Source organism: Paenibacillus sp. 4624 (assembly GCF_050435065.1).
GTDB classification, from domain to species: Bacteria; Bacillota; Bacilli; order Paenibacillales; family Paenibacillaceae; genus Paenibacillus; species Paenibacillus amylolyticus_D.
The window spans coordinates 159465-182732 of record NZ_JBNDJR010000009.1; the positions used below are offsets into that span (position 1 = coordinate 159465).

General features: G+C 47.7%; 7 protein-coding genes. All 7 read right to left on the reverse strand.

Annotation, left to right across the window (positions count from 1 at the left end):
• Positions 1 to 3 precede the first annotated feature (3 nt).
• From ABIE27_RS20650 to ABIE27_RS20680, 7 genes are read right to left on the reverse strand one after another with little or no spacing between them, the layout of a single operon-like run.
• Entirely contained in the window at positions 4 to 3819 is a 3816-nt protein-coding gene (locus tag ABIE27_RS20650; RefSeq protein ID WP_123064867.1) for an SDR family NAD(P)-dependent oxidoreductase, read from the reverse strand.
• A 9-nt stretch (positions 3820 to 3828) separates the two neighbouring features.
• Entirely contained in the window at positions 3829 to 7983 is a 4155-nt protein-coding gene (locus ABIE27_RS20655; protein WP_161556943.1) for a MupA/Atu3671 family FMN-dependent luciferase-like monooxygenase, read from the reverse strand.
• 47 nt (positions 7984 to 8030) lie between these two features.
• Positions 8031 to 8927, reverse strand: coding sequence for an FkbM family methyltransferase (locus tag ABIE27_RS20660; protein ID WP_123064865.1), 897 nt, complete (start codon positions 8925 to 8927; stop codon positions 8031 to 8033).
• A 42-nt stretch (positions 8928 to 8969) separates the two neighbouring features.
• Positions 8970 to 14117, reverse strand: a complete 5148-nt coding sequence (locus tag ABIE27_RS20665) for a condensation domain-containing protein (protein ID WP_429351381.1) — start codon at positions 14115 to 14117, stop codon at positions 8970 to 8972.
• Between the two features lie 27 nt (positions 14118 to 14144).
• On the reverse strand, positions 14145 to 15395 hold the full coding sequence (fabD, locus tag ABIE27_RS20670) for an ACP S-malonyltransferase (protein ID WP_429351382.1): 1251 nt from the start codon (positions 15393 to 15395) through the stop codon (positions 14145 to 14147).
• Positions 15396 to 15413: 18 nt separating this feature from the next.
• Complete coding sequence (locus ABIE27_RS20675; RefSeq protein ID WP_123064862.1) at positions 15414 to 22742, reverse strand: non-ribosomal peptide synthetase; 7329 nt, start codon at positions 22740 to 22742, stop codon at positions 15414 to 15416.
• The gene (locus ABIE27_RS20680; RefSeq protein WP_123064861.1) at positions 22742 to 23254 is read right to left on the reverse strand and encodes a sterol desaturase family protein; all 513 of its coding nucleotides are present in this window, start codon (positions 23252 to 23254) and stop codon (positions 22742 to 22744) included. The genes ABIE27_RS20675 and ABIE27_RS20680 overlap by 1 nt, the downstream gene beginning before the upstream one ends.
• Positions 23255 to 23268 lie beyond the last annotated feature (14 nt).

Here is a 23268-nt window from a genome sequence, read left to right on the forward strand (position 1 = left end):
CAGTCAATCCCCCTTGGAAAACAGATCCAGTGCTTCGTCGAATGTTAAACTCCCGTCCTCAAGGCCGTCCAGCAGTAAGTCCAGCGGGTCCTCTTTTCCTTCCTGCTCCTTGTTGCTTTTGCCGTCGATATGCTCAGCGATTCGAGCGATGCTGGGGTAGGAATACAAGTCGGCAATGTCCATCATTCCGGGATAACTTCTTTCCATCTGGTTAATAAACTCCACTGCTAGCAGTGAGTTACCGCCAATTTCATAGAAGTGATCATGAATGCTTATCTCCTCGATTCCCAAAACATCCGTAAAAATCTTCGCAATTTGCTTTTCCGTATCCGAATACCCTTGTGCACTGCCTGACAACACCGTCTGCCTAGCAGGCGCAACGCTTGCGTCTGGCTTTCTCTTGCCGGCACCCTGAACTTCCACCGAAACTTCAATAGGCGCGAGATCATGATGCGTGAGCAACGGGTGGGTCATATTCATACTCCCAATGATGACTTGACCACGGTAACTGGACAACGCATGTTCCATTGCCGCGATTGCTTGCACAGGGAGAATAGGGCTGAATAGATGCTCCCCTTCATTATCCAGTGCTCTCCCCATCCCTATATCCTTCCACGCAGGCCAACTGATTGATATGACTTGACCAGAAGCATCGCCTTCTTGTGACGCAACCGCGTCCAAGTAGGCATTTGCCGCCGCATAATCGCTATTCCCGTATAAGCCCATCAGTGAAGCGACCGAAGAAAACAGTACCATGAAATCGAGTGGTTCTTGTGACAACACACGCTTCAATGCCCAAGTCCCTTGCACTTTGGGACGCAGTACCTCCTCCGCCTCCAATAGCTGCCTGTCTTGAATCAACGAAGGAGCCGCTACCCCCGCACAATGAAATACCCCATCTACCTTGCCGAATTGCTCCCGCCATTGGGAGTAATGCTCCGATAACGCTTGCGAATCAGCAATATCGAATTGAAATAGGTGTACTTGGCTACCAAGTCCCTCGATTTCTTGGATCTTGGATCGTTTGGTTTTGATTCGCTCGAGTCGCGTGCTCGAATCCGTACCAGCTTCTTGTAGCGAGGAGCGGTTGACAAGCAATAGTCGGACTTTCTTTTGTTTGGCAGCCCATGTTGCCACCTCTAGAGCGACATCCCCCAAACCGCCCGTGATGAGATACACGCCGCCGTCCTTAAGAATTTGCTTCTGAGCAGGCACGAATGCCGCTGCTTCGATTCTTTGAATAAAACGTTCACCGTTGCGATAAGCAACCGAATATGTGCTTCCCTTATAAGAAAGTTCGCTAATTATATCTGCAATATTATAAAGATCATCGATATCCAGGCTTCGGCATCTAATATTCAAATGTTCCTGACCAACGGTTTTCCCAAAGACAATATAAGAGGAGTGTTCCGGCGTTACGTTCTCCGTTCCGGTAACCCTATTAGCCTGTTTGGTAATGAGCACAACATCCATCAACTGCTTTCTCTCTGCTACGACGAGTGCCTGTACCAAACGGAAAAGGCTGTTTAAACCCGATAGGTCGGGCTCCGATAGCAGCTGTGCTGAGGAAGTGCGCTCATACCAGCCTCCCAAATGTATGATTTGATCAATCGATTTTTCTCCAATTTGCTGTAATAAGTATAGATATCCTGCATCTGTGTCCATGAATCCATATGATCCGTTGCCGTAACTTTCGTTCCGTTCTGCTACGACTCCTTCAACCACATCCAGCCCTGCCCGCCTCAACAGTTTTGCGACCTCGCCAGCAAGTCGATCGCGCATCATTTCGGGCTGCCCGAGTATCAATATGCACCCTCCGCGATGGACCGCATTTCTGCCAAGCCGGTGCTCTTTGACCCATTTCACTTGGTAATAGCCAGTTTGTGCTGCCCAATTCGACTGCACGGCATCCATGCTTCTAAGCCAATGCCGCTTTCTTTGGAATGGGTATGTTGGAGCATTGACCGTGCGTGTCCCCTTCCCTTTTTGTAGCTCTCTCCATTTCACTTTCGCTCCGCGAACATATAACAGCCCTAGATCGAATAGCTTCGAAGGGTCAGCCTTACCCGTCTTCACCAGTTGCGCAATGAGTTGGTCTGCTTCCTTCGATATCCGATGCAGCTCCTCCTCGCTGATATGCGTTGAATCGGCTGTACCCCGAACACTGCCCAGTTTATGTTCGGAATAACGGCTCAATTCCCCGGCAGTTAGCTGCAGATCATGGGCAAGGGCACTCCGTAAACATGACTCCAGTTCCGTCTGATTTCGAAATATCACGAAATATCGGTGCGAATAATGTTCTCTTGTCGCGTTAGCCGTATAGCAAAGATTGTTGATCGAGATATTATTATCCTCTTGCAACATATCGATATAGAGAGCAATCGATTCCATCAGTGCTTTCTTGCTTTTGGCTGATAAAGCAATGAGATGCATCTGGTTGTCTTTTTCTGTCTGTGCGGCATCTGAAACGTATTCTTCGAGAACCATATGGCAGTTTGTGCCACTTAACCCGAATGAACTGATTCCGCATCTGCGTAGCGTACCGATCGGCTCCCACGGCATGAAACGGTCGTTAACATAGACAGGGGAGCCCTCGAATTCTACCTTTCGATTAGGCCTTTGGAAATGGCACGTAGGAATAAGAACTTTATTCTGAAGCATAAGAACGGCTTTGACAAACCCCGCTATCCCCGCAGCCGTATCCAGATGCCCCATATTCGACTTAATCGAACCGACTGCACAAAATTGCTTACGTGAAGTGTAACGCCGAAAAGCTTGTTCAATCGCTGCAATCTCAATGGGATCTCCTAATTTCGTCCCGGTCCCATGTGCTTCTATATAGCTGATCGTCTCTGGCACCACGCCCGAAAAAGCCCAAGCACTCGTAATAACATCCGCTTGCGCCTCCAAATTAGGAGCTGTAATACCCATCGAAGCTCCATCTTGATTTTTGGCACTCCCTTTTACTACGGCATATATGCGATCACCGTCTTGAATGGCTCTCCGCAATGGTTTCAGTACAACGGCAGCGACTCCTTCCCCAAGTCCGATACCGTCCGATAAATTGTCAAATGTTCTGGTTCTGCTGTCCGAGGATTCAATCCCAATCTTGGCATCGCTTTCTATTGGCGTAAGATGAATTTTCACGCTGCCCGCTATCGCCATATCACATTCGGCATTCCGAATCTCTTGACAGGCGGTATGGATTGCAACCAAGGAAGAAGAGCACGTTGTATCGATGAGCATGCTTGGGCCTCTTAAATCCATCAAATAAGAGATTCGGCTTGCAATGATTGCCTGTAAATTTCCAGGCGTTGCGACAGGCAACGATTCAGGCTCGAAATCTTCAATGAGCTCCTTATACTTCGTGCCTTCGTTAGAATATCCGACATATATACCGGTCTTGCTTCCCCTAAGCCTCTCTACCCCATACCCCGCATCTTCAAATGCAGTCCAAGCGGTTTCCAGAAAAATTCTCTGGTTCGGGTCCATAAGATTAGCTTCCTGAGGAGAAATGTTGAAAAATTCCGAATCGAATAGGTCGATCTGGTTCAGGTATGCCATTCTTGCATAGGCTGCATCATCGAGAGGCATATTCTTTAATTGAAAATACCGTTCGATCGTCTTCTTCCGGCTGTCTGGGATGGATGTAATACAGTCCATGCCTACAGTCAAATTTGACCAAAATTGCTCCAAATTATTAGCGAGCGGAAACCTGCCCGCCATTCCGATAACAGCTATTGGTTCTTGTTGAAGAGAAGATTCGGACTCATATACTTCAAAGCTAGCCTGATTGTCTTCTTGAAACAATTTCTTCACACTTATCCCTCAACTCTCCTGCCTTCTGCTTGCAAACCCCAATAATGATCGAATGATCCGATTAAATAGACCTTTACAAGCTTCTTTATTAAGTAAATGACCGCATGCGACAAGCGATAATTCAATGCCTTGCTCATTCTCCTCTGCCTGCAGCCGGATCAGGTTGGCACCTATCGATGCTTCGACAATGCCCTGTTCCGGGAACTCGCCGAACAGAATTATAACGGAGTTGGAGTTCCCGTTCTCACCAGATACCGCCTCTAAAAGGGAGTGCTGATTCCACTCCCGCTTTACCCTTTCGGAACGTTCAACCGCAGCAAATAAGGCGGGGAGATCCTCGATTTGGCTAACATCCACTTTTAGACGACAATGTTCGGCTTCGGAGATGTACTCTACCTCAGCCATGCTAGAATCCGATAATTCGCTTAATAGGTAAATATAAACGGCCAGTACGATTGTTTCGATGGAAGTGTGGTGGTAGACTGACTTATCAAGAAGCGCGGTCAGTGCCTCTCCTTCCAGACGATACTGATATTTCTTGTATAATGAAGTCTCCTCGCCGCTACTTTCAAAATATGAATCCGGGAATGCTACCCTGGCAATTGCAGCTTTCCCTTTCTTATCGATATAGCCCGCCAAAGCTTTGATGTTGGGCAAGGAGAACTGGGTCGTCATTGATACCGTATCCGGGAAACGTTTGTTAATTTGGGAATTCAACTGAATCAGCAAGATGGAATTTCCACCTAGATCGAAGAAGTTATCGTACATCCCGACTGCATTTGCGTCCACCCTCAACACCTGCGCCCAGATATGTTGAAGCTCCCTCTCCGTTTCGCTCGAAGGCATGTCGTCCCCTTCCCTAACAGATGCAAGGCTCGATGGATCAGGCAATGAATTGCGGTCAATCTTGCCATTGAAAGTGAGCGGTAATTGATCCAACACGACAAACCGTGCAGGCACCATATAGTTCGGAATCTGTTGCAATAAATACCCTCTAAGCTCAGATGTGCTCAGCTGTTTGTTGGACACGACGTAAGCGCATAAATACGTTTCTTCACCATCGTCTTTGCGTGCAGACACGACGCAATCCCGAATGGGCTCATATTCTCTGATCCAGTACTCGATTTCGTCAAGCTCGATGCGATGCCCGCGAATTTTGACTTGATGATCCTCCCTGCCCAGGAATTCAATCGTGCCGTCATCCCGGAATTTCCCGATATCACCCGTTCGATATAAGCGGGCATTCGGCTTGTCTGAGAACGGGTCTTGAACGTATCGTTCCGCCGTCAAGCTTTCCCGAGCCCAATACCCGCGCGTAACCCCGTCTCCCCCGATGTATAGCTCCCCGTAACCTCCGATTGGTGTCATACGTCTACGCTTATCCAGTACATAGACCTGCGTGTTTCCAATCGGTCGACCGATCGGGATCGTTCCTTCGATATTCATAAGCCTGTAGCACGTTGACCATACAGTTGTCTCCGTGGGGCCATACATATTATAGATTTCTCCGCTTGTCCGCTTCCGCAACGACTCCGCAAGCTGGGTCGGAAGCGCCTCGCCGCCAATGATGATTTTCTTCAAAGAACCCAAGAATGCTTGGGAACGTTCATCCGTCAGCAACATGCCTAATCGGGAAGGCGTGCATTGCAACATCGTAATCTTTCGACTGGCGGCCTCCTTCTGAAGTTGCTCGTTATCTGGACGAAAACGTTCTTTCAACGCAGCCAATCGGTGTAAGCTGTCCATAACGGCTTGTTTCTCAACGCCAAAATCGATGAGACAGGCAGCCTCGTCCACGCCGAGCACCGAAAGCTGTTCAATTAATTCCGAGCAGCTATCGGAAGTGCCAAGCAAAGCCGCCGTATCCCAATACTTTTCGAATGCCATTTCCAGCACTTTCTCGATGACCTCCGGGTCTTCAAGCGCAGCAGGGTCAATGGCAAAATCCTCGGCCAAATTTTTGATAAGGCTTAGACTGGAGCGCAGGTAATCGATAAAGGGCTTGCGAACGATTTCTTTGACGGATTCCATGTCTTCGCCGATAAACGTATGAAGCATTAGCGCTACTTTGCCGCTGTGTGGCTCAAACCCGTTCTCCTTCAACGCACGGCGATAAAGACTTATGTTATCTTTCAGCTGATCAAGATCTTGTCCAAGCAGATGCGTTAATACGTTCGCGCCCATTTTCCCCGCTTCAATGAAAGAATCGCGGTTGCCCCCAGTCGTAATCCATATCGGCAATTCCTTCTGAATCGGCCTGGGATACGTTTTAACCTCAATGGATTTATCGAAACCGTTCTGGCGGGTCACCGATTCCCCTCTCCATAGCGACCGCACCTGTTCAATTTGCCGGACCATCTCTTCTTTGCGCCCCTGGTACTTATCTGGTGAGAACACAAAATCGTCCGCATGCCAGCCGGAAGCGAACGACAATTCAACTCTTCCCTTCGATAAGTTATCGACAACAGCCCATTCTTCGGCGATTCGTATTGTGTCATGCAACGGTGACACCACGCTTCCCGAACGAATTTTCAGTCGGTTCGTAACCATCGCCAACGCCGCGGATACTACCGATGGATTAGGATACAGCCCCCCGAATTCATGGAAGTGCCGCTCTGGCGTCCATACACCACGAAATCCATGTTGGTCCGCATACGTTGCAGTTTCCAGCAAAAGCCGATATTTATCGGTTTCCTGAGCGTGATCATAGCTAGAGAAGAAAAACAGGCTAAATTCCATTGAAGCAACGCGGCTTGGTTGCAGGTATGCGTCAAAATCCTCCCACTGCGTCCCGTCATTAGGATGAATGGTCACTTGAACGCCGCGGCTTAATGTCCATAGCAACTCCAAGACCGATATGTCAAATGAAACGGTCGTTAAAGCCAACATCGCATCATTCGCATCCGGCTTTAATTGTTCGTCCATCGCGGCAAAGAAATTAATTACGTTTCGATGCTCGACCATTACTCCCTTAGGCTTTCCGGTTGAACCCGATGTATAGATGATATAAGCTAAATCCTCAGCGACAGCTATGGATGGCAAATTATGCGAAGGCTGCTGATTAATCCGCTCCTGTTCGTTATTTGCTATAAGAACAATGGATGCATCTCCCGCAATAAAAGCATATTGGCTTTGCGTAAGGATGAGCTTAGACTCGCTGTCTTCCAGAACCGACCGAACACGTTCGGGAGGCATCGTGGGATCGATCGGCAAATACGCTGCACCTGATTTGAGGATAGCTAATATGACAATTACCATCTCTAACGAGCGATCCATCATAAGGGCTACGCGATCGTTCGGCTGAACGTGGTGGACTTCACTTAAGAATCTAGCAAGTTGATTGGCTCGGCGATTTAACTCTTCAAAGCGCATTTCCTTACCTTTATAGCATAGTGCCACCCTGTCCGGATGATCTGCTGCTTGAGCCTCGATGCTACCGTGGATAGTTTGATCGGAATCATAGACGATTCGAGTATCGTTAATAGTTTTCAACATTTGTATTTCATTCTCGGTAAGCACAGTAATCTCATCCAGCAAGACGTCTGGATTAGCCGTAACCGTTCGAAAAAAATGAATTAAATGATGATGGATGCGCTCGACTTGGTTAGCCTGGTAGGCTACTGTATAGTCAATACGAACGGAAATGCATTCTTCTCTTTTTTCAAAATGAAACCATATATCGCTTTCGACGCTCTTCCGGATCTCCATGTTTTTATGATGCAACGTATCTAAGGATACGATCGTTTGGAGCAACAATTTGCCGTCCGGGCTCGTCTCTAATGCCAACCGGTCGTACAGATGATGTGCAGGCACATTTCGGTTTTTCAAAGCTTCCGACAATGCGCCCTTTAAATAAAAGAGAAACTCTTTATAGGAATGTAGATCAGTAGTTTGAACTTCAAGAAACATTAGCGGACTAAGAAATTCCGGACTCTCGTCTTCATCGACTGCTGGCATACCCACCACGACCCGATTTTGGTTCGTATACAATTCCATCAAATACCAGACACCGGAAGTTAACAAGACGTAAAGCGCGTAATCGGAGCTCCCACCCATAGACAGAAGACTTCTCGATAGATCTCCAGGCAATTCAAACTGTATGAATGGATTGTTTGCTTCATCCATACTTTCGTTTGTCGTGAACCCATTCGTCGCATCGATCACAAACAATACCTCCATGTATTAATGGTGACAAGTGAATGGCTGTTGCCCTAACATTCGTGCAGATAGGGTGCCGCTTGCTCAGGCCGCATGCAGAATATATTACTCTCCTGACCCAGTTGCCCTAGGGTTACTTTTTGTACCAAAACGCCTTGTTTCGCCATATAGAAGGAGTAACCTATTGGCTCAAGGAATTGCCGTATTTCCTCGAATGCCTGTTGATCCAAACATTCGAGCATGAGAATAGGATGACATGCGCATATCATCTGCTTTGCACCTTGCAGTATAGCTAGTTCATGGCCTTCAGCGTCAATTTTAATAAAATGTACATTTGTTAAGCTATTGTCCTGAACAAATCTATCCAAAGAAACCAATTGGCACTTCAGTCTGCTTTCGCTCACATATGGATTGGACGTTAAGGAGGCCAGTGTATTCAGATGATAACTAGGCACAAATAATTCTGCCCCCCCCTCTTTATTGCTGACGGCATACGGATGAACATGCAAGTTTCTGCAACCGTTCAGTTCCGCATTCCCAATCAGAGCCTGATTCGCATCATCCAACGGTTCGAAAGCATGGACTTCTCCGTTCCCGCCTACTAAATTGGCTAATAAAATTGAGTACCACCCCGCATTTGCCCCGATATCCAATGCGATATTCCCTTCTCCGACCAAACGTTGAACCATCGCTGTTTCATCCGGTTCTACGGTCCCTTTCTCTAATAACCAAACTGCCATATCCAGAATTTCAGGGTTCCATTTATACTTTCTGCCATCTTTGAGATGTATTAGCGTTATGTGCTCGGTAATTTCAATACTTGCGATATCGTTACGAATAAGCGTTCTCAAAGCGTCGGCCATCCCCGCAAAATTATGAATTTGATCCTTTAACTTGAGAAATTTCCCCTTGCTTATGTTTTCTGCAATTTGCATTTCTCTCGTATTCATTCATTCACCTTCCTTGTATATTCAGAATAACAGCCTATTAAACTAAAAGTTAAAATCAATGGATTGAATTTCTGGTGACACCTGTGTCCGTTGATCCTTGACGAGACGGACCAGTTCGTTAATCGTGATCTCCGGCCTATCCATAATATGAGTGATTAAGGATTGAAAATGATTACCTAGCATCAAAGCCGTCATTTCATGGAATAAATCGCGGTTGTATTCCAATCTGAAAGTGAACTGCCCGCTTTCCTCTTTGGATAATAAATTAAGATCGAATAAGCTTATCCCTTCCACTTCTTGAGGAATTTGATTCGAGAAATGGAACATGGCTGAGAATATCGGCGTTCTGCTCGGATCACGTTCAGGATTAATCTTAGAAACCAGCGTATCAAAAGGATACTGGCTGTTCGAAAAAGCTTTTAAGCTCTTTTGGCTCACATACTTGGCGAAATCTCTGAAGCTATCATTAGGCTGCAATCGGGCTCTTATACATACGGTATTCGTAAATAATCCAATTACTCGTTCTAAGTCAGCACGGCTCCGATTGGTAGTCGGCACGCCGACGATAATATCTTCATCTCTGGTCGATGCTTGCAACAAAACGAAATAGGTTGCCAGCAGCAAAGCTTGTATGGTTATGCGTTCGCGATGCGACATGGCTTTCACTTGTTGAGTCAGAACGTCCGAGAGCGTAAAGTGAACGGCTCCGCCCTTATAAGTCAGAAATTCCGGCCGCTTATAATCCGTGATGAAGTTTAGGAGTGGCAATGGCTTGGAAAGCTCATTCATCCAGTAGCCTTCCATTTCCAAATATCGGCTGCTGGATGCCAATTGCTCCTGTTCCGCAACCCAATCTACGTATTGCAGAGGAACTGGCTCTAATTCGATTTCATGGCCGGTTATCAGCCCGTTATAGATTTCAAACAGCTCGTTACTGAATATATTCATACTCCAACCGTCTGTTATGATGTGATGGATGTTGACGTAGAGTTCATACCTTCGCTCATGAAGCTTGTACAATTTGATTCGCAACGGGACCTCGCCTAGATCCATCGGCAAACTATTCTGATGCCTGATTTGGCTTGCTAGCTTAATATGCGGCGAGTCCTCCGTCGAAAGATCGATCATTTCCGATACAATGTCTGCGCTCGGTTTAATGATTTGCCTTGGCGCTCCGTTATCCTCAACGAAATAAGTTCTTAAAGACGCATGCCGCATTACAACCCGATTAAGTGCCTTATGGAAGAGGTCAAGCGATACTTCAGCTTCAATGGACAGCGTTGAGATGAGGTTATACGCTGTCATTTCGGGATTCATTTTTTGTATAGCCCAAATTCTTTTTTGTGCATGCGACAATTCAAACGCCGAACCTATCATTGCTTGATTCATATAGCTAAGACCTATAGTCGTTTCGTTCGCGCTTCTCGTGTCAATGAGTTCGGACAATCCCGATACCGTCATATTCGCGAACAGGTCGCTGATCTGAAGACTTATGTTTAATTCTTTGCCTATTTGATTTGCGATCCTCAAAGCAATAATCGAATCGCCGCCGAGAGAGAACAAATCGTCGTGAATGTTTATCTTGGTCAACCCCAACATTCTCGACCATATATCTGCAACCTTCACTTCCGTCGCCGTGTAACTGCCGTTATCTTTTCCCTCGATGCTTATGGCGGCAGGCAAGGAGTCAAGTATCGCTACGGACCTCATACCGGTTCCTAGCGAACCCTCGGCGTTACGAACGGGCGGAGACTGAGGCTGAACAGTACCCATTCGAATCCATTGATTCATCCGCTCGGCCAAAGATCCGCTCGATACAACGACATGATCATACTTACGATTGCCCATGACAATGATGCGGCTGAGGGCCTCAAGTCCTTCATCGTACGCCATTGTATAATGATCTAATGTCGACCTAAGCGATACATCACGTCTCTCCGACTGCCATGCATCCCATCCTATGCTGATCCAACGATTGACCGATGTCTGATTATGCTTGACGACGAAATGGTCAGCAAAGATGTTCGCAGCCGAATAAGCCGAGAAGCCGAGACCGCCAAGCACTGAAGATAATGAAGAGAAAACAACGCAAAAATCCAGGTTGTGTCCCTCGAAAATTCGGTCCAGTACTTGAAGTCCTTTGACCTTTGCTTGAAACTGCCCTTCGAAGTGAGGGATTTGAATACGATCAATGAGTTCAATCGATTCCCCTTCCAAAATACCTGCAGCGTAAATAATACCTTTGATAGGACCGGATACGGCCTCAACATCCTTAACCTTCTCCGACATGGCCTGCTCATCCGCAATGTCCGATTGAATGAGCGAAACCCTGGCTCCAAGCGCTTCCAAACGCAAGATTTTCTCCATTTTGGCGCGGACCGAAACCTCCAGGTCGCCGGAGACGAGCATACGATCCCAATCCTTTCTCTCTGGAAGAACTGTCCTTCCTGCAAGAATCAAATGAACATGAGCAATATTCGCAAAGTATTCTGCAACGACAAACCCGATATTTCCCAGCCCGCCGACAATGAGATAATTCCCGGCCTCCTGAACGATCGCAGAGGCATCCTCTCTTCCTCCGAACGATCTTGATTCTTCAATTTGTTGAACGAGTCGCTTACCATGTCTCATCGCTACAACGGGCTCCAAACGGTCAGCATTAAATTCCTCCAGCAGTCTAGCTGCTAATGTGGTACCCGCCGGGAGGTCAGCCATATCCAAATCCACACACTGGCAGCTGATATTCATATACTCCTGCGGAATTACTTTGCAGCCAGCGAGCACAGTCGCCTTATCAGGGTTAAGTGATTCATTGCCCGTAATGTCAAATAACTGGTCTGTTACAGCCTGAATTTTCGTTCCATCCGTCATCCCAAGCCTGCCGATTGTTTTCGATAAGAGAATCAAGCTGTATAATCCATTGACCTGCGCCGTCTCAAAGCTACTTGAGTTATTAAGTCCCCATAAGTGGACAATATTCACAGAGACCGCTTGTTTGAGAATCGGGGTTTCGAACAAAGTAACATAATCGTTTTGATCACCCACTCGCATGGACACTTCATGCGGATTAGTCACTTCGTAACGAAACGAGGCAGAAACCGCAATCACCGTGTTGCCCCCCGCTCGCAATTGATCGATTATGCTTGTGCCTATACCATGGGAATCCATAAATACAACCCAAGGTTTCTGTTGACTGGTCGGGAATGGTTGAGTAGCAAGCTTCAAATATTTCCAAGTCGCCGTGTAGAACCAATCGGATAGATTCCTTTTATGAATTGAAAGCCGCTCGTCAGACGGTCCGATATTGACCTCAGGCCGGCTCGTCTCTTCCTTCGCCACAACCCAACGGCGTTCCGCCGAGAAGGGATAGGTCGGCAGACTCACCTTCTTGACATCGATCCCCTCATAAAGCTGTTCCCATTCGACCTCATGTTCCGACATATAGCTCTCAACTGCACACTTTATCCTGGGATCCTGAATCTCAACGATACGAACTTCTTCCCCTTGAACTGCACAATTGTAATGTACTCCTTGCACGGATTGCGAACTCTGTTTCGGGTCAGTCGCAATGCCTTTCAATTTGGCAAGCAAGTCTTCCTTACTGCTCGCCACAACAGCCAAACGACATGCATATCGGCCTCTTCCCGTATTCACGGTATAGCAGATATCGGCCAAACGACTTAATTCTGCCTTGGTCTCAAGGAAATCCACATATTCGAGCATAAGCCTATGCATGGCGTCTTCATCCCGAGTGGAAAGCGTAAACAAATGGCTTGTCTCCGTATGGTCAACCCTAGACAGAACAAGGCTCGGCGCCTCTTCCAATACGATATGACAGTTCGTTCCGCTAAGACCGAAAGAACTGACGCCGCAATGTCTTGGCGCGTTCCCTCGCGGCCACACTTGCATTCGATCATTGACATATACGGCGGTCTCTTCGAGTCGGATACTGCGGTTTGGACGATTAAAGTGTAAGGTTGGCGGCAGCACCTGGTGTTTAAGGGCCATAATCGCCTTCACAAGTCCGGCCACTCCGGCAGCATGGTCGAGATGACCGATGTTCGATTTTACAGATCCGATCGCACAGAACTGCCGCTTATCGGTATATTTTGAAAAAGCTCTTTGAATCCCATTGATTTCGACAGGATCTCCCAGCCTTGTTCCTGTTCCATGCGCCTCTAGATATGCGATGGATTCCGGCTGGATGTTCGCGTCTTCCCAAGCGGCAATCAGCAGTTCTTCCTGCGCTGAAGGGTTGGGAGCGCTGAGGCTGGATGATCGCCCATCTTGATTCACCGCACTGCCTTTGATAATCGCTTCGATATGATCTCCGTCATGCATGGCTTTCCAAAGCGGCTTAAGCAATAGACAAGCGACACCCTCGCCAAATCCCGTTCCGTCAGCTTGGTCATCGAAGGTCCTTGTTAAGCTGTCGGAAGATCTAATTCCAATATCGGTTTCCATACTTGCAACTAGCGGCAGCAAATTAATCTTGACTCCGCCGGCAAGCGCCATATCGCACTCCCCGTTACGAATGGATTGACAGGCCATATGGATGGCAACCAAAGAGGAAGAGCATGCCGTATCTACCAGCATGCTCGGGCCTTTCAAATCCAATAAGTAAGATAGCCTGCTTGCAATGACGGACTTAATATTGCCCGGAATCGATAGTCCCTCCTGATCAGGTGCAAGGAGCCGAATATAGTCCTTGTAGGACTCCCCAAAGTCGGAGCTGAAGCCGACGAATAATCCTGTTTTGGTTCCAATGATTCGCTTGCCGCCGTAACCTGCGTCTTCAAGAGCCGCCCACGCTGCCTGAAGAAACAACCGTTGGTTAGGGTCCATCAACTCCGCTTCTTTGGGAGACAAGTGGAAAAACTCAGCGTCGAAACCGCTGATATTGTCTAGGAATCCTTCAAAGGAATACTCCCATTCGTTCTCCGCCAGACCCAAATGTTTCATTCTGGACATAAAAGCCTCCGGGTCAGGCTTACGTTGTTCCGGCAATTCTCGAATGCACCACTCGCCATTTACGACCATTTGCCAATAATTCTCTAGGTTGTTGGCTCCTGCCACTCGCCCGTCCATGCCAATTATCGCGATATCATGCTTGGATACCGTAGAAGGTGAGGGCGATGGGAGCCCATCCTCGTTTTGTTCCATGCTCCAATCAAGCAATCTCTTACGCATTAACAGCTTCACCACCCTCTACTCGGTTCAAGAATGTACACCTTGCATCGATATGAATTCCGCTAACAAATGCCCGGAGCCTGTCTCGGTAAGTAGCTGGTGAAAACGCTCTTCCTGCTCTTCTTGAGGTACCCTCTTTGTAGCAAACACACTCTTTAACATAAGAATCGCTTCTTTCATCTGTTCCAAGCTTGGTTTCGAATTAGACTTGTCCAATTCGTCTTGCATTTCCTGGATACGACGATACGGAATAACTACCCCCTGCTTATACTCTTCGTTATCCCAGTTTTGGTTGCGAGTCGCCACCGCGATACCCAAACAGCGGGTCACGACGGTCGGTACCCGCTTCAGCTCTGAGGCAACCTGAACGGCAAACTCCTTACGGTCATTCTCGTGGTCATACGAATAGGTTTTTATCGACGTATCGCAATCCCGCATGAGATTTTTCAGCACGGATTTCGGTCCAAGTTCCAACGCGTGAGTAACCCCAACTTCACTTAGATGGCTGACCGTTTCGTACCAGCGAACCGGCATGGTCATTTGATTTGTCAGATTCGTTATGATTTTCGTGGAATCTCTGTATACTTTCGCATCGACGTTCGATACCATTGCCCATATCGGATTTCTGAACTTATATTGTTGAAGTTCTTCTCTGAATTGGGCGGCAGCAGGTGCCATTAATGGACTATGGAACGGTGCACTTACATTCAGTGCCCTGACCACTGCACCTTTCGCAGCTAATTGCTCTGATACACGTTCAACGTCCTCGGCCAGTCCGGAAATGACAACCTGCCGAGGCGAGTTATAGTTAGAAACCGCGACATTCCCCGCATCCGAACAAGCCGCCTCCACGTCATGAACATCGACTTCGCTTACGGCGGCCATCGCACCTTGACCGATGCCGACCGCCTCTTGCATGAATCTGCCTCTTGCTCGTACGATTCGCACTGCATCCTCGAAGGCGATGGCACCCGTACATGTCAATGCGGTAATTTCTCCTAAGCTATGGCCTGCGAAATATGCAGGCAGAATGCCGATCTCCTGCATATACTGTCGAAACATCGCTACACCGGCAGTAAGCAACGCTGGTTGCGTGATCTCCGTCCTTGACAATTCGGAGTGGGGATCTTCTAAGCAGATTTGGGTCAAATTGATGCCTAACGCCTCGCTGGCCTCATCAAATGTCGACTTCACGATGGCGTGATCAGCGATGAGCGACTTACACATACCTACATACTGCGAACCTTGACCGGGGAATAACAATGCAATTTTTATCAACTTTATCAGTCCTTGTCTTTATGATTTAATCATTTCCTCTATGTTCGAAAGAAGCTGTCGGAAAGCTTGAAATAATCTGTTGACGGCTTGCATGCTCACACGCGAGGTCATGTTCTCGCAAGATACATGAATGACTCCGCCAGCAAGCCAAGCTCTAAAAGCTATATCATAGCGGCCGGGTACGGCTCTGGTAGCATGTTGAACTAATACAAAGTAAGCGTACCCATCCGGCTTGACGATTGGCGGATCGGCAACCTTCTCTGAGTGAAGAAGCCCTTTTGCGGCAGAGGCTATGACATCGGAGAAGTGTTCCGCATCCAATAACTGAACCACAAAGGAGTTAACCGAAGCTCCTGTCTGTATGTTGATTGAAACCTCGTCCTGATTTATCACATCTGCCAGCAGGTACGCATAGATGGCAGCAATGACATCGAAGTGCTGTACGCCGTACCGATTCGAAATGCGCGTGATCGCCGAAGTTTCATCCGCAGTGAGCACGAATTGCATGATTTCCTGCCTAACTGTACCGGCTTCGGCAAGGAAATAAAGCTCCGGAAGTTTCACGCCATGCACTTCTTTCCCGGATACGGAATTTGCCTTCAGTGTTGACTCGATCTGTCCGGCCAGCTGTCCGATCGTCGGGAAACCAAACAAGTCTGCCACAGTGATCACGCCCGGATACAGCTGTTCGATCTGTTCAGCCAACAGGACGAGTATGAGCGAATTCCCACCGGATTCTAAGAAGCTATCATGCAACCCGATTGATCCTATACCGACTAGAGCATTCCATATCTCTATCAACGCTTTCTCGACCTCTGTCGCAGGCGCTACCGATTGCTTCTCTTGTTCAAGCTGAGGTTGCTTGGCCTGAAGCGCCTTCCGATCTATTTTTCCGTTTGGCGTATGCGGCAGGGTATCCAGTTCTACAAATACAGCAGGAATCATATAGTCTGGGAGTTTGTTTGCTGCATGCCTTCTAATATGAGCTGTATCAATTGATTGATTAGCGGTGTAATACGCCGCCAGGTATTGCAATCCCGCATTGGACTGGCATGGGACTACAACGGCTTCACGCACATCCTCAAACTGATTGAGAATACTTTCAATTTCACCTACTTCAATCCGGTATCCTCTGATCTTGACCTGGCTATCCAATCTTCCCAAGAATTGAAGCCTGCCATCCGGCAACCATTTGACGGAGTCGCCTGTCCTGTACAGGAGCTCATTATCTGCAAACGGCGAACGAATAAACTTCGTGCGGGTCAGTTCAGCATTGTTCCAATACCCCCTTGAGACCCCATCACCAGCAATACACAGCTCGCCCGGGATTCCAATGCCGAGCAATCGGCATTCCGTGTCCACAACATAAACTCTCGTATTGGCAATGGGCTTGCCTATTGTAATTTCGCTACTCGTATCCAGCCGATCAAGCAATGACCATACAGTCGTTTCCGTCGGCCCGTACATGTTGTAGATCCGTGCTTGTGTCGTTTCACGGAGCCGATGCAACAAGGAGTGCGGAAGCATCTCTCCTCCGATGAGGATATTCTTCACGGTCTTTAGATGACTGCTGACTTTGACACTTCCAAGGAAATACTGCAAGCGGGATGGCGTCAGTTGGATAGTATCAATGGGCACCTCATCAAGCAGCTTGGCCAAGCTGTCCGGATCTTTACTCTGCTGATCGCTTGCGAGAACGACTTGCATGCCCATCGTGAGCGGCAACAACGTTTCCAACACGAAAATATCGAATGATAGGGTTGTTAGAGAAAGCACCGAGGAGTCAGGAACGAACGGAATGGTATCCGTTATTCCAACTATGAAATTAACGACGTTACGATGCTCGATCATTACCCCTTTCGGATTGCCCGTAGAACCAGATGTGTAAATCACATACATTAAATCGCTGCCTTCGCTTGCCGTTCTAGGAGCCGATAGGTCATTCTCCACAGGTACCATCCCTGCATCTCGCCCAAGAATAATCATCTCTCCTTCGAATCTTACTCTGCCTGCGAGGTCCTCCTGTGTCAGCAACAACCGGCTGTTGCTGTCCTCAAGCATATAATTCAGCCTCTCAGATGGGTAAGTGGGATCTAACGGCACATAAGCGGCTCCGGCTTTCAACGTTGCAAGGATCGCCACCAGCAAATCCGCTGACCTCTCGAGCATAATTCCCACGAAGTTCCCTTTGCCGATTCCTTTGGCTCGCATGTAGCCCCCCAAGCGACTCGACTTTTCGTTCAAATCCCTGTATGTGATGCAATCCGTTCCGCATCTGACCGCCATCCGATCCGGATACCGCTCCGCTTGATTCTCAAACAGAGCATGAACGGTAGCTTCTCGATCGTACTCCCGTCGCGTATCGTTAAAATGCTGCGTTATTTGTAAGCGTTCCTTTTCCGTCATGATATCAATGGAGGATATCGGCACCTCAGGATCATTTGCTACCTGCATAGCAATTTGCACGAAATGCTCCGACATCCGCTCAATCGTTCGTTCTGCGAACAACGCTGAAGAGTACTCAAAATGAAGTATGATTTCTCCTTCCATTTCTTCCGCCTGCAAAGTCAAATCGAATTTGGAAATGTCGGGCATGTAAGCGAACGCCTCAAACTTCAGCCCTGCCATCTCATTGACTTCGTGTTTCGTATTCTGAAGCACAAATAGCGTGTCAAAGAGCGGGTTTCTACTCAAGTCGCGTTGCACATTCAACTTCGTGACCAAATCCTCGAATGGATAATCCTGATGCTCGAAAGCAGTAAGCACTCGTTCTGCGACCTCTACCAAGAAAGAACGGAACGTTTTCTGTCCAGAAGGATAACTCCTGATCGCGAGCGTATTAATGAATAGCCCCATCATATCTTCCAAATCCATATGATTTCTTCCCGCCGTTGGCGTGCCAATCACGATGTCTTCTTGTGAAGTATACTTGGACAGCAATGTGTAATAGACCGCCAACAATAGTGAAAATAGCGTCGTGGAATGCTTACCAGCCAGCCTCTCCAGTTCGCTCGTCAATTTTTTATTTATTTTGTGAACGAAACGCTTCCCTTCATATCGTTGAATCGGCGGCCTTGGATAATCTGTGGGCAGATTGAGCAAAGGCAATTCTCCGTTGAAGACAGACAACCAGTATTGTTCTTGGTGCTTCATGATATCGGACCGCAGTAGCTCATGATGCCAAATCGCGTAGTCCTTGTACTGCAACGGTCGTGGTTCAAGCTCGTCCCCGTTGTATAAAGCCGTAAGCTCGCGAATCATGATGCCTGTCGTCCAAGGACCGTCTGATATAATATGGTGCATATCCAAGAGCAGATAATGTGTCTCCTTATCGACACGTAGCAATTTACTGCGAATTAACAGGTCTTCTTTTAAACGAAACGGTCGAACGAATTCTTTCAGCTTGCTCTCCAGTTCATGCTCTTCGCAAGTTTCGCAAGGTATGTCCAGCGTCATTAGTTCTACCATTCGCTGTACCGGTTCTCCGTCGACTAGTTGGAACCGTGTCCTGAGGATCTCATGTCTTTCTACAATGCTGCCCAGACAGTTGCATAATTTTTCTGTATCCAAGGGTCCTTCCAATCGATAAATCATTGGCATATTATAACTGATCGAATCCCCTTGTATCTCCGAAAGAATGTACAATCTTCTCTGCGAAGCCGTTGTCGGGTAATAAGTTCGCTCCTTAACTCGAGGAATAGGCGTATATGTCTCCTGCTCCGCCGTTCGTATATAGTCAGCGATACCACTAATCGTTTGCCTATCAAATATTTCCCTCAAAGGGATCTGTACATGAAATCCCCGATGAATGCGGAAGGCCATCATCATAGCGCTTAAAGAATGACCTCCAAGCTCAAAGAAATTGCTGTTGACCCCGAAGTCTTCGCGCTCCAGTAGCTCCTTCCAGATGCCATGCAGCCGATTCTCTAGAGCACCTGATGGAAGGCTGGCATCTCCCGTGTATGCGCGAGCCATCTTTGATAGTTTCTTTCGGTCAACCTTGCCGTTAGGTGTCAAAGGCAACCGATCTAAAATGAAGAATTCGCTCGGTATCATGTAGAGCGGAAGTTCTTGGCGAAGATGACGAATAAGCTCGGCATTTGTAACCTCCCCAGAGGCAACGACGTACGCGGCAAGCGTCATATTCCCTTCCGATCCTTCCCGCCCGGCAACGACTGCTTCTTCCAAATGTGGGTGACGATGCAGTACAGTTTCAATCTCGCCAGGCTCAATTCGGTACCCTCGTATCTTAAGCTGGTTATCTTTCCTTCCAACTACTTCCATACTTCCGTCACGATGCATGATACCTAGATCTCCCGTACGGTATATCCGGTCAGACTCTATTTTAGAAAATGGATTAGGAATAAAGCGTTCTGCCGTAAGAGCTGAATTATTCCAGTATCCATCGGTAACCCCCAGACCGGCTATGCATATTTCGCCGACGGTATTGAACGGCAACGGACTAAGGTCGTCATCTAGTACATAGATTTGCGTATTAGCAATAGGTCTGCCTATAGATACCTGCTGATCAGCTTGAATCTCATATGCCGAAGACCAGACCGTCGTTTCAGTCGGTCCGTACATATTTAAAATTCTTGCATCGGTGACCTCGCGCAACTCGCGAATGAGCCTTTCATCCAGCTTCTCGCCGCCAATTAAAATCGTCTTCAACGAACGAAGGAACTTGTGTGACTCCTTATCCTGTAGCATGATCTTTAATCTGGAGGGCGTACATTGCATTTGGGTAACCGGTCGGAGCTGCCGTTCTGACTGACGTGCCTCAATTGTTCCGTCAAACTTGCCTTTCACCTGGTTCAAGTGCTCTAGCCCTTCCCTGATATCTGCTTCGGACAATCCAAAATCGACTAAACAAGCGATCTCGTTGACGCCCATTCGACTGAGTTTCGAGACTAAGGAGGAACAGGTTTCCGGGGTGCCGAATAGCGCTGCCCTGGACCAATATTTCTCGAACGCCAGCTCGACAAGCTCGTCTGTCCTCACTTTGGATCCAAGCCAACTCTCAACATCTGGAATGTCAAGACTTTGTGCCAAATTCTTCATTAATCCAATGCTGGAACGGATATATTCGCAGAATGGTGACTTGATCTTTGCTTTCACAGCGTGCTCGTCGTCCCCGATAAACGTGTGTAGCATAATTGCAACCTTGGATTTACTGGAATCATAGCCGTACTCTTCAAGCGTCGTTCGGTAAACTTTAATATTCTCTTCCAGATCTTCAACTTCCTGACCCAACAAATGCGTAAGAATATTCGCGCCGATTCGGCCAGCCCGAATAAAGGTATCGCGGCTTCCCGCGCTCGTAATCCACATCGGAAGTTCGGCTTGCAACGGTCTAGGATATGTCTTGATACTGACTGGTTTGCCGGACCCGTTCAGAAACTGATGCTCCTCTCCCCGCCAAAGCTTCTGGATCACATCGACTTGCCCGAACATCTCATCGACCCGGTTATCGTACCTCTCGGGGTAAAATACAAAGTCATCCGAATGCCAGCCGGAAGCGAATGCCAGCTCGACGCGGCCGCCGGAAAGATTATCGACGACGGCCCACTCCTCCGCAACGCGGGCAGGATGATGAAGCGGAGCTACAACACTACCCGAACGGATGCGTAGCTTATTCGTCTTTACAGCTACAGCAGCTGACAGAACAGACGGATTAGGGAACAGGCCTCCAAATTCGTGAAAGTGCCTCTCCGGGACCCACACTGCTTCAAAGCCGTTCTGATCGGCGAATTGCGTTGTTTCCAAGAATAGCCGATACTTTTCCCGCTCGTCCTCTGCGCCATAATTCGAGAAAAACAATAGGCTGAAAGATACTTCATCCATCTGCCCGACGCGTAAAAACGCATCGTACGAATGATTCATTACATGGTCCTCGGGCTTAAGGACAACCTGTATCCCTTTCGATAACGTCCACAATAATTCAAGTACGGATATATCGAATGATACCGTCGTTAAAGCGAGAAATGCCTCGTTCATCGAAGGCCGGATCACCGCATCCATACCGGTTACGAAGTTGAGGACATTACCATGGGTAACCATGACGCCTTTCGGTTTTCCTGTTGAGCCTGAAGTATACATCAAGTAGGCCAGATGATCCCCGTGAATCGGGGTTGCAACTGCCTCTGCCATAAATCCCGGATCGGCCGTCCCCTCTATGACTTCGATAACGTGCAACGCATAGCCTTCAAGCCTTGCCACCAAATCGCGCTCCGTGACTACCCACTTTGTTTGACTGTCCGTAATCATATGAGCTATGCGATCTTCAGGAAAGTTCGGGTCAATTGGCAAGTATGCCCCGCCTGCCTTCAATATCGCAAGCATGCCAACCACTAGATTAATGCTACGGGAGTGCATGAGCCCAACGATGCAGTTGGGGCCTACACCATGGTTGCGCAAGATGAAGGACGTCTGCTTCACTCTCGCCATAAGCTCCGAATAGGTGACCGACTCATCTTGATATACGATTGCGATTTGTTCTGGATACAGCTCAGCCTGTTTATCAATTAAATCCACGACTGTCTTGTTTATTGGCAAGTCCAAGCTGGTTGCATTGTGCTCATACAGCAACTTGTGAAGCTCTTCCTCCGTAATGAGCCGAATACTCCGCAACTGCTCGTCAGACTGCGCCACCACAGCTCGTAGCATGTGGACGTAATATCCAGCAATCCTCGTTGCCACAGCTTCCGTATACAAAGAGCTGTCATACTCCAATCGACCCTGCAAATCCGTAGACGAATAGCGGAAAGCAAAGAGCGTTCCGCAAGCAATTTGATCTTCCCATCCTGCAGGGCTAATATTCTCAAGCATGAACATGCAATCCGACAGAGGAAAACCTTCCCCCGATTGATCAAGGTTGAGCTTATCCCACAATACGTCCGTTGGATAATTCTGATGTTGAAATGCTTCATGAGCGGTAACCTTAACTTTCGAGAGCAATTGCTTAAAACTGAGTTCGCCATCTACGCTTTCTCTTAATGGGAGGACAGCGTTAAGCCAACCGTTCTCGAGCTTGCCCATATGGTGCATCGGGGAGCCAATAATAAGATCCCGGCGACCCGTGCATTTATACAACAACGCGAAGAGAACGCTTACCAATAACACGTGGATGCGTTCCTCAACTCCCCCGCAGATGGCATTCACTTTATCAAATATTTCCGTAGGGATAATGATATTCGCTTGTTTACGTTCCCCAGACACAGCCGTATCGGTCAATTCATACGGAATGTGGGTATGGTCTTCGACGCCTGACAGTTTGCCCAGCCAGTAAGCTTCTTCAGCAACAAGTTGCTTGGCAATTACCGTTTTTTCGGTCAGCATCTCTCTCATCAAGATTCTCTTCTCCCCTTTATCCCTCTTACCGCCAGAAACTTCTTATCGCTTGTTTGAAATATATGGTCCCACAAGGTAATAAAAAAAGAATAGTTGCACTTGTACAAATCATGATGTTTCAAATGGTATGTGCCTATTGATAGCCATCGGGTGATGATGCCCCTGATTCTCGGGTTGTGATCAACAACCTTACCAGCTAAGAACACTTCATAAGCATAATGAAACGCCAGCAGTATCCCTCCTGGAATCGGATCGATGAAGGTAAGTACAATTAGGGGTGCTGTCAGCGTTATCCAAACATCCAGCGAAGCCTTCAAGCCCCCGAACCAAAAAAAATAGTTCGAAGGCTCAGGCCAATTTGATTCCCCGTACTTGACACGGTGATGCACGATATGGATTTTGTATAAAATGTTTTTCTTATGGGGAATATGCGCCAGCCGATGGACGCCGTACGAATACAGCGTCCAAATGAAGAAGTATGCAATCACTTTTCCGATCACGAATATCATTGACATCCTCCAGT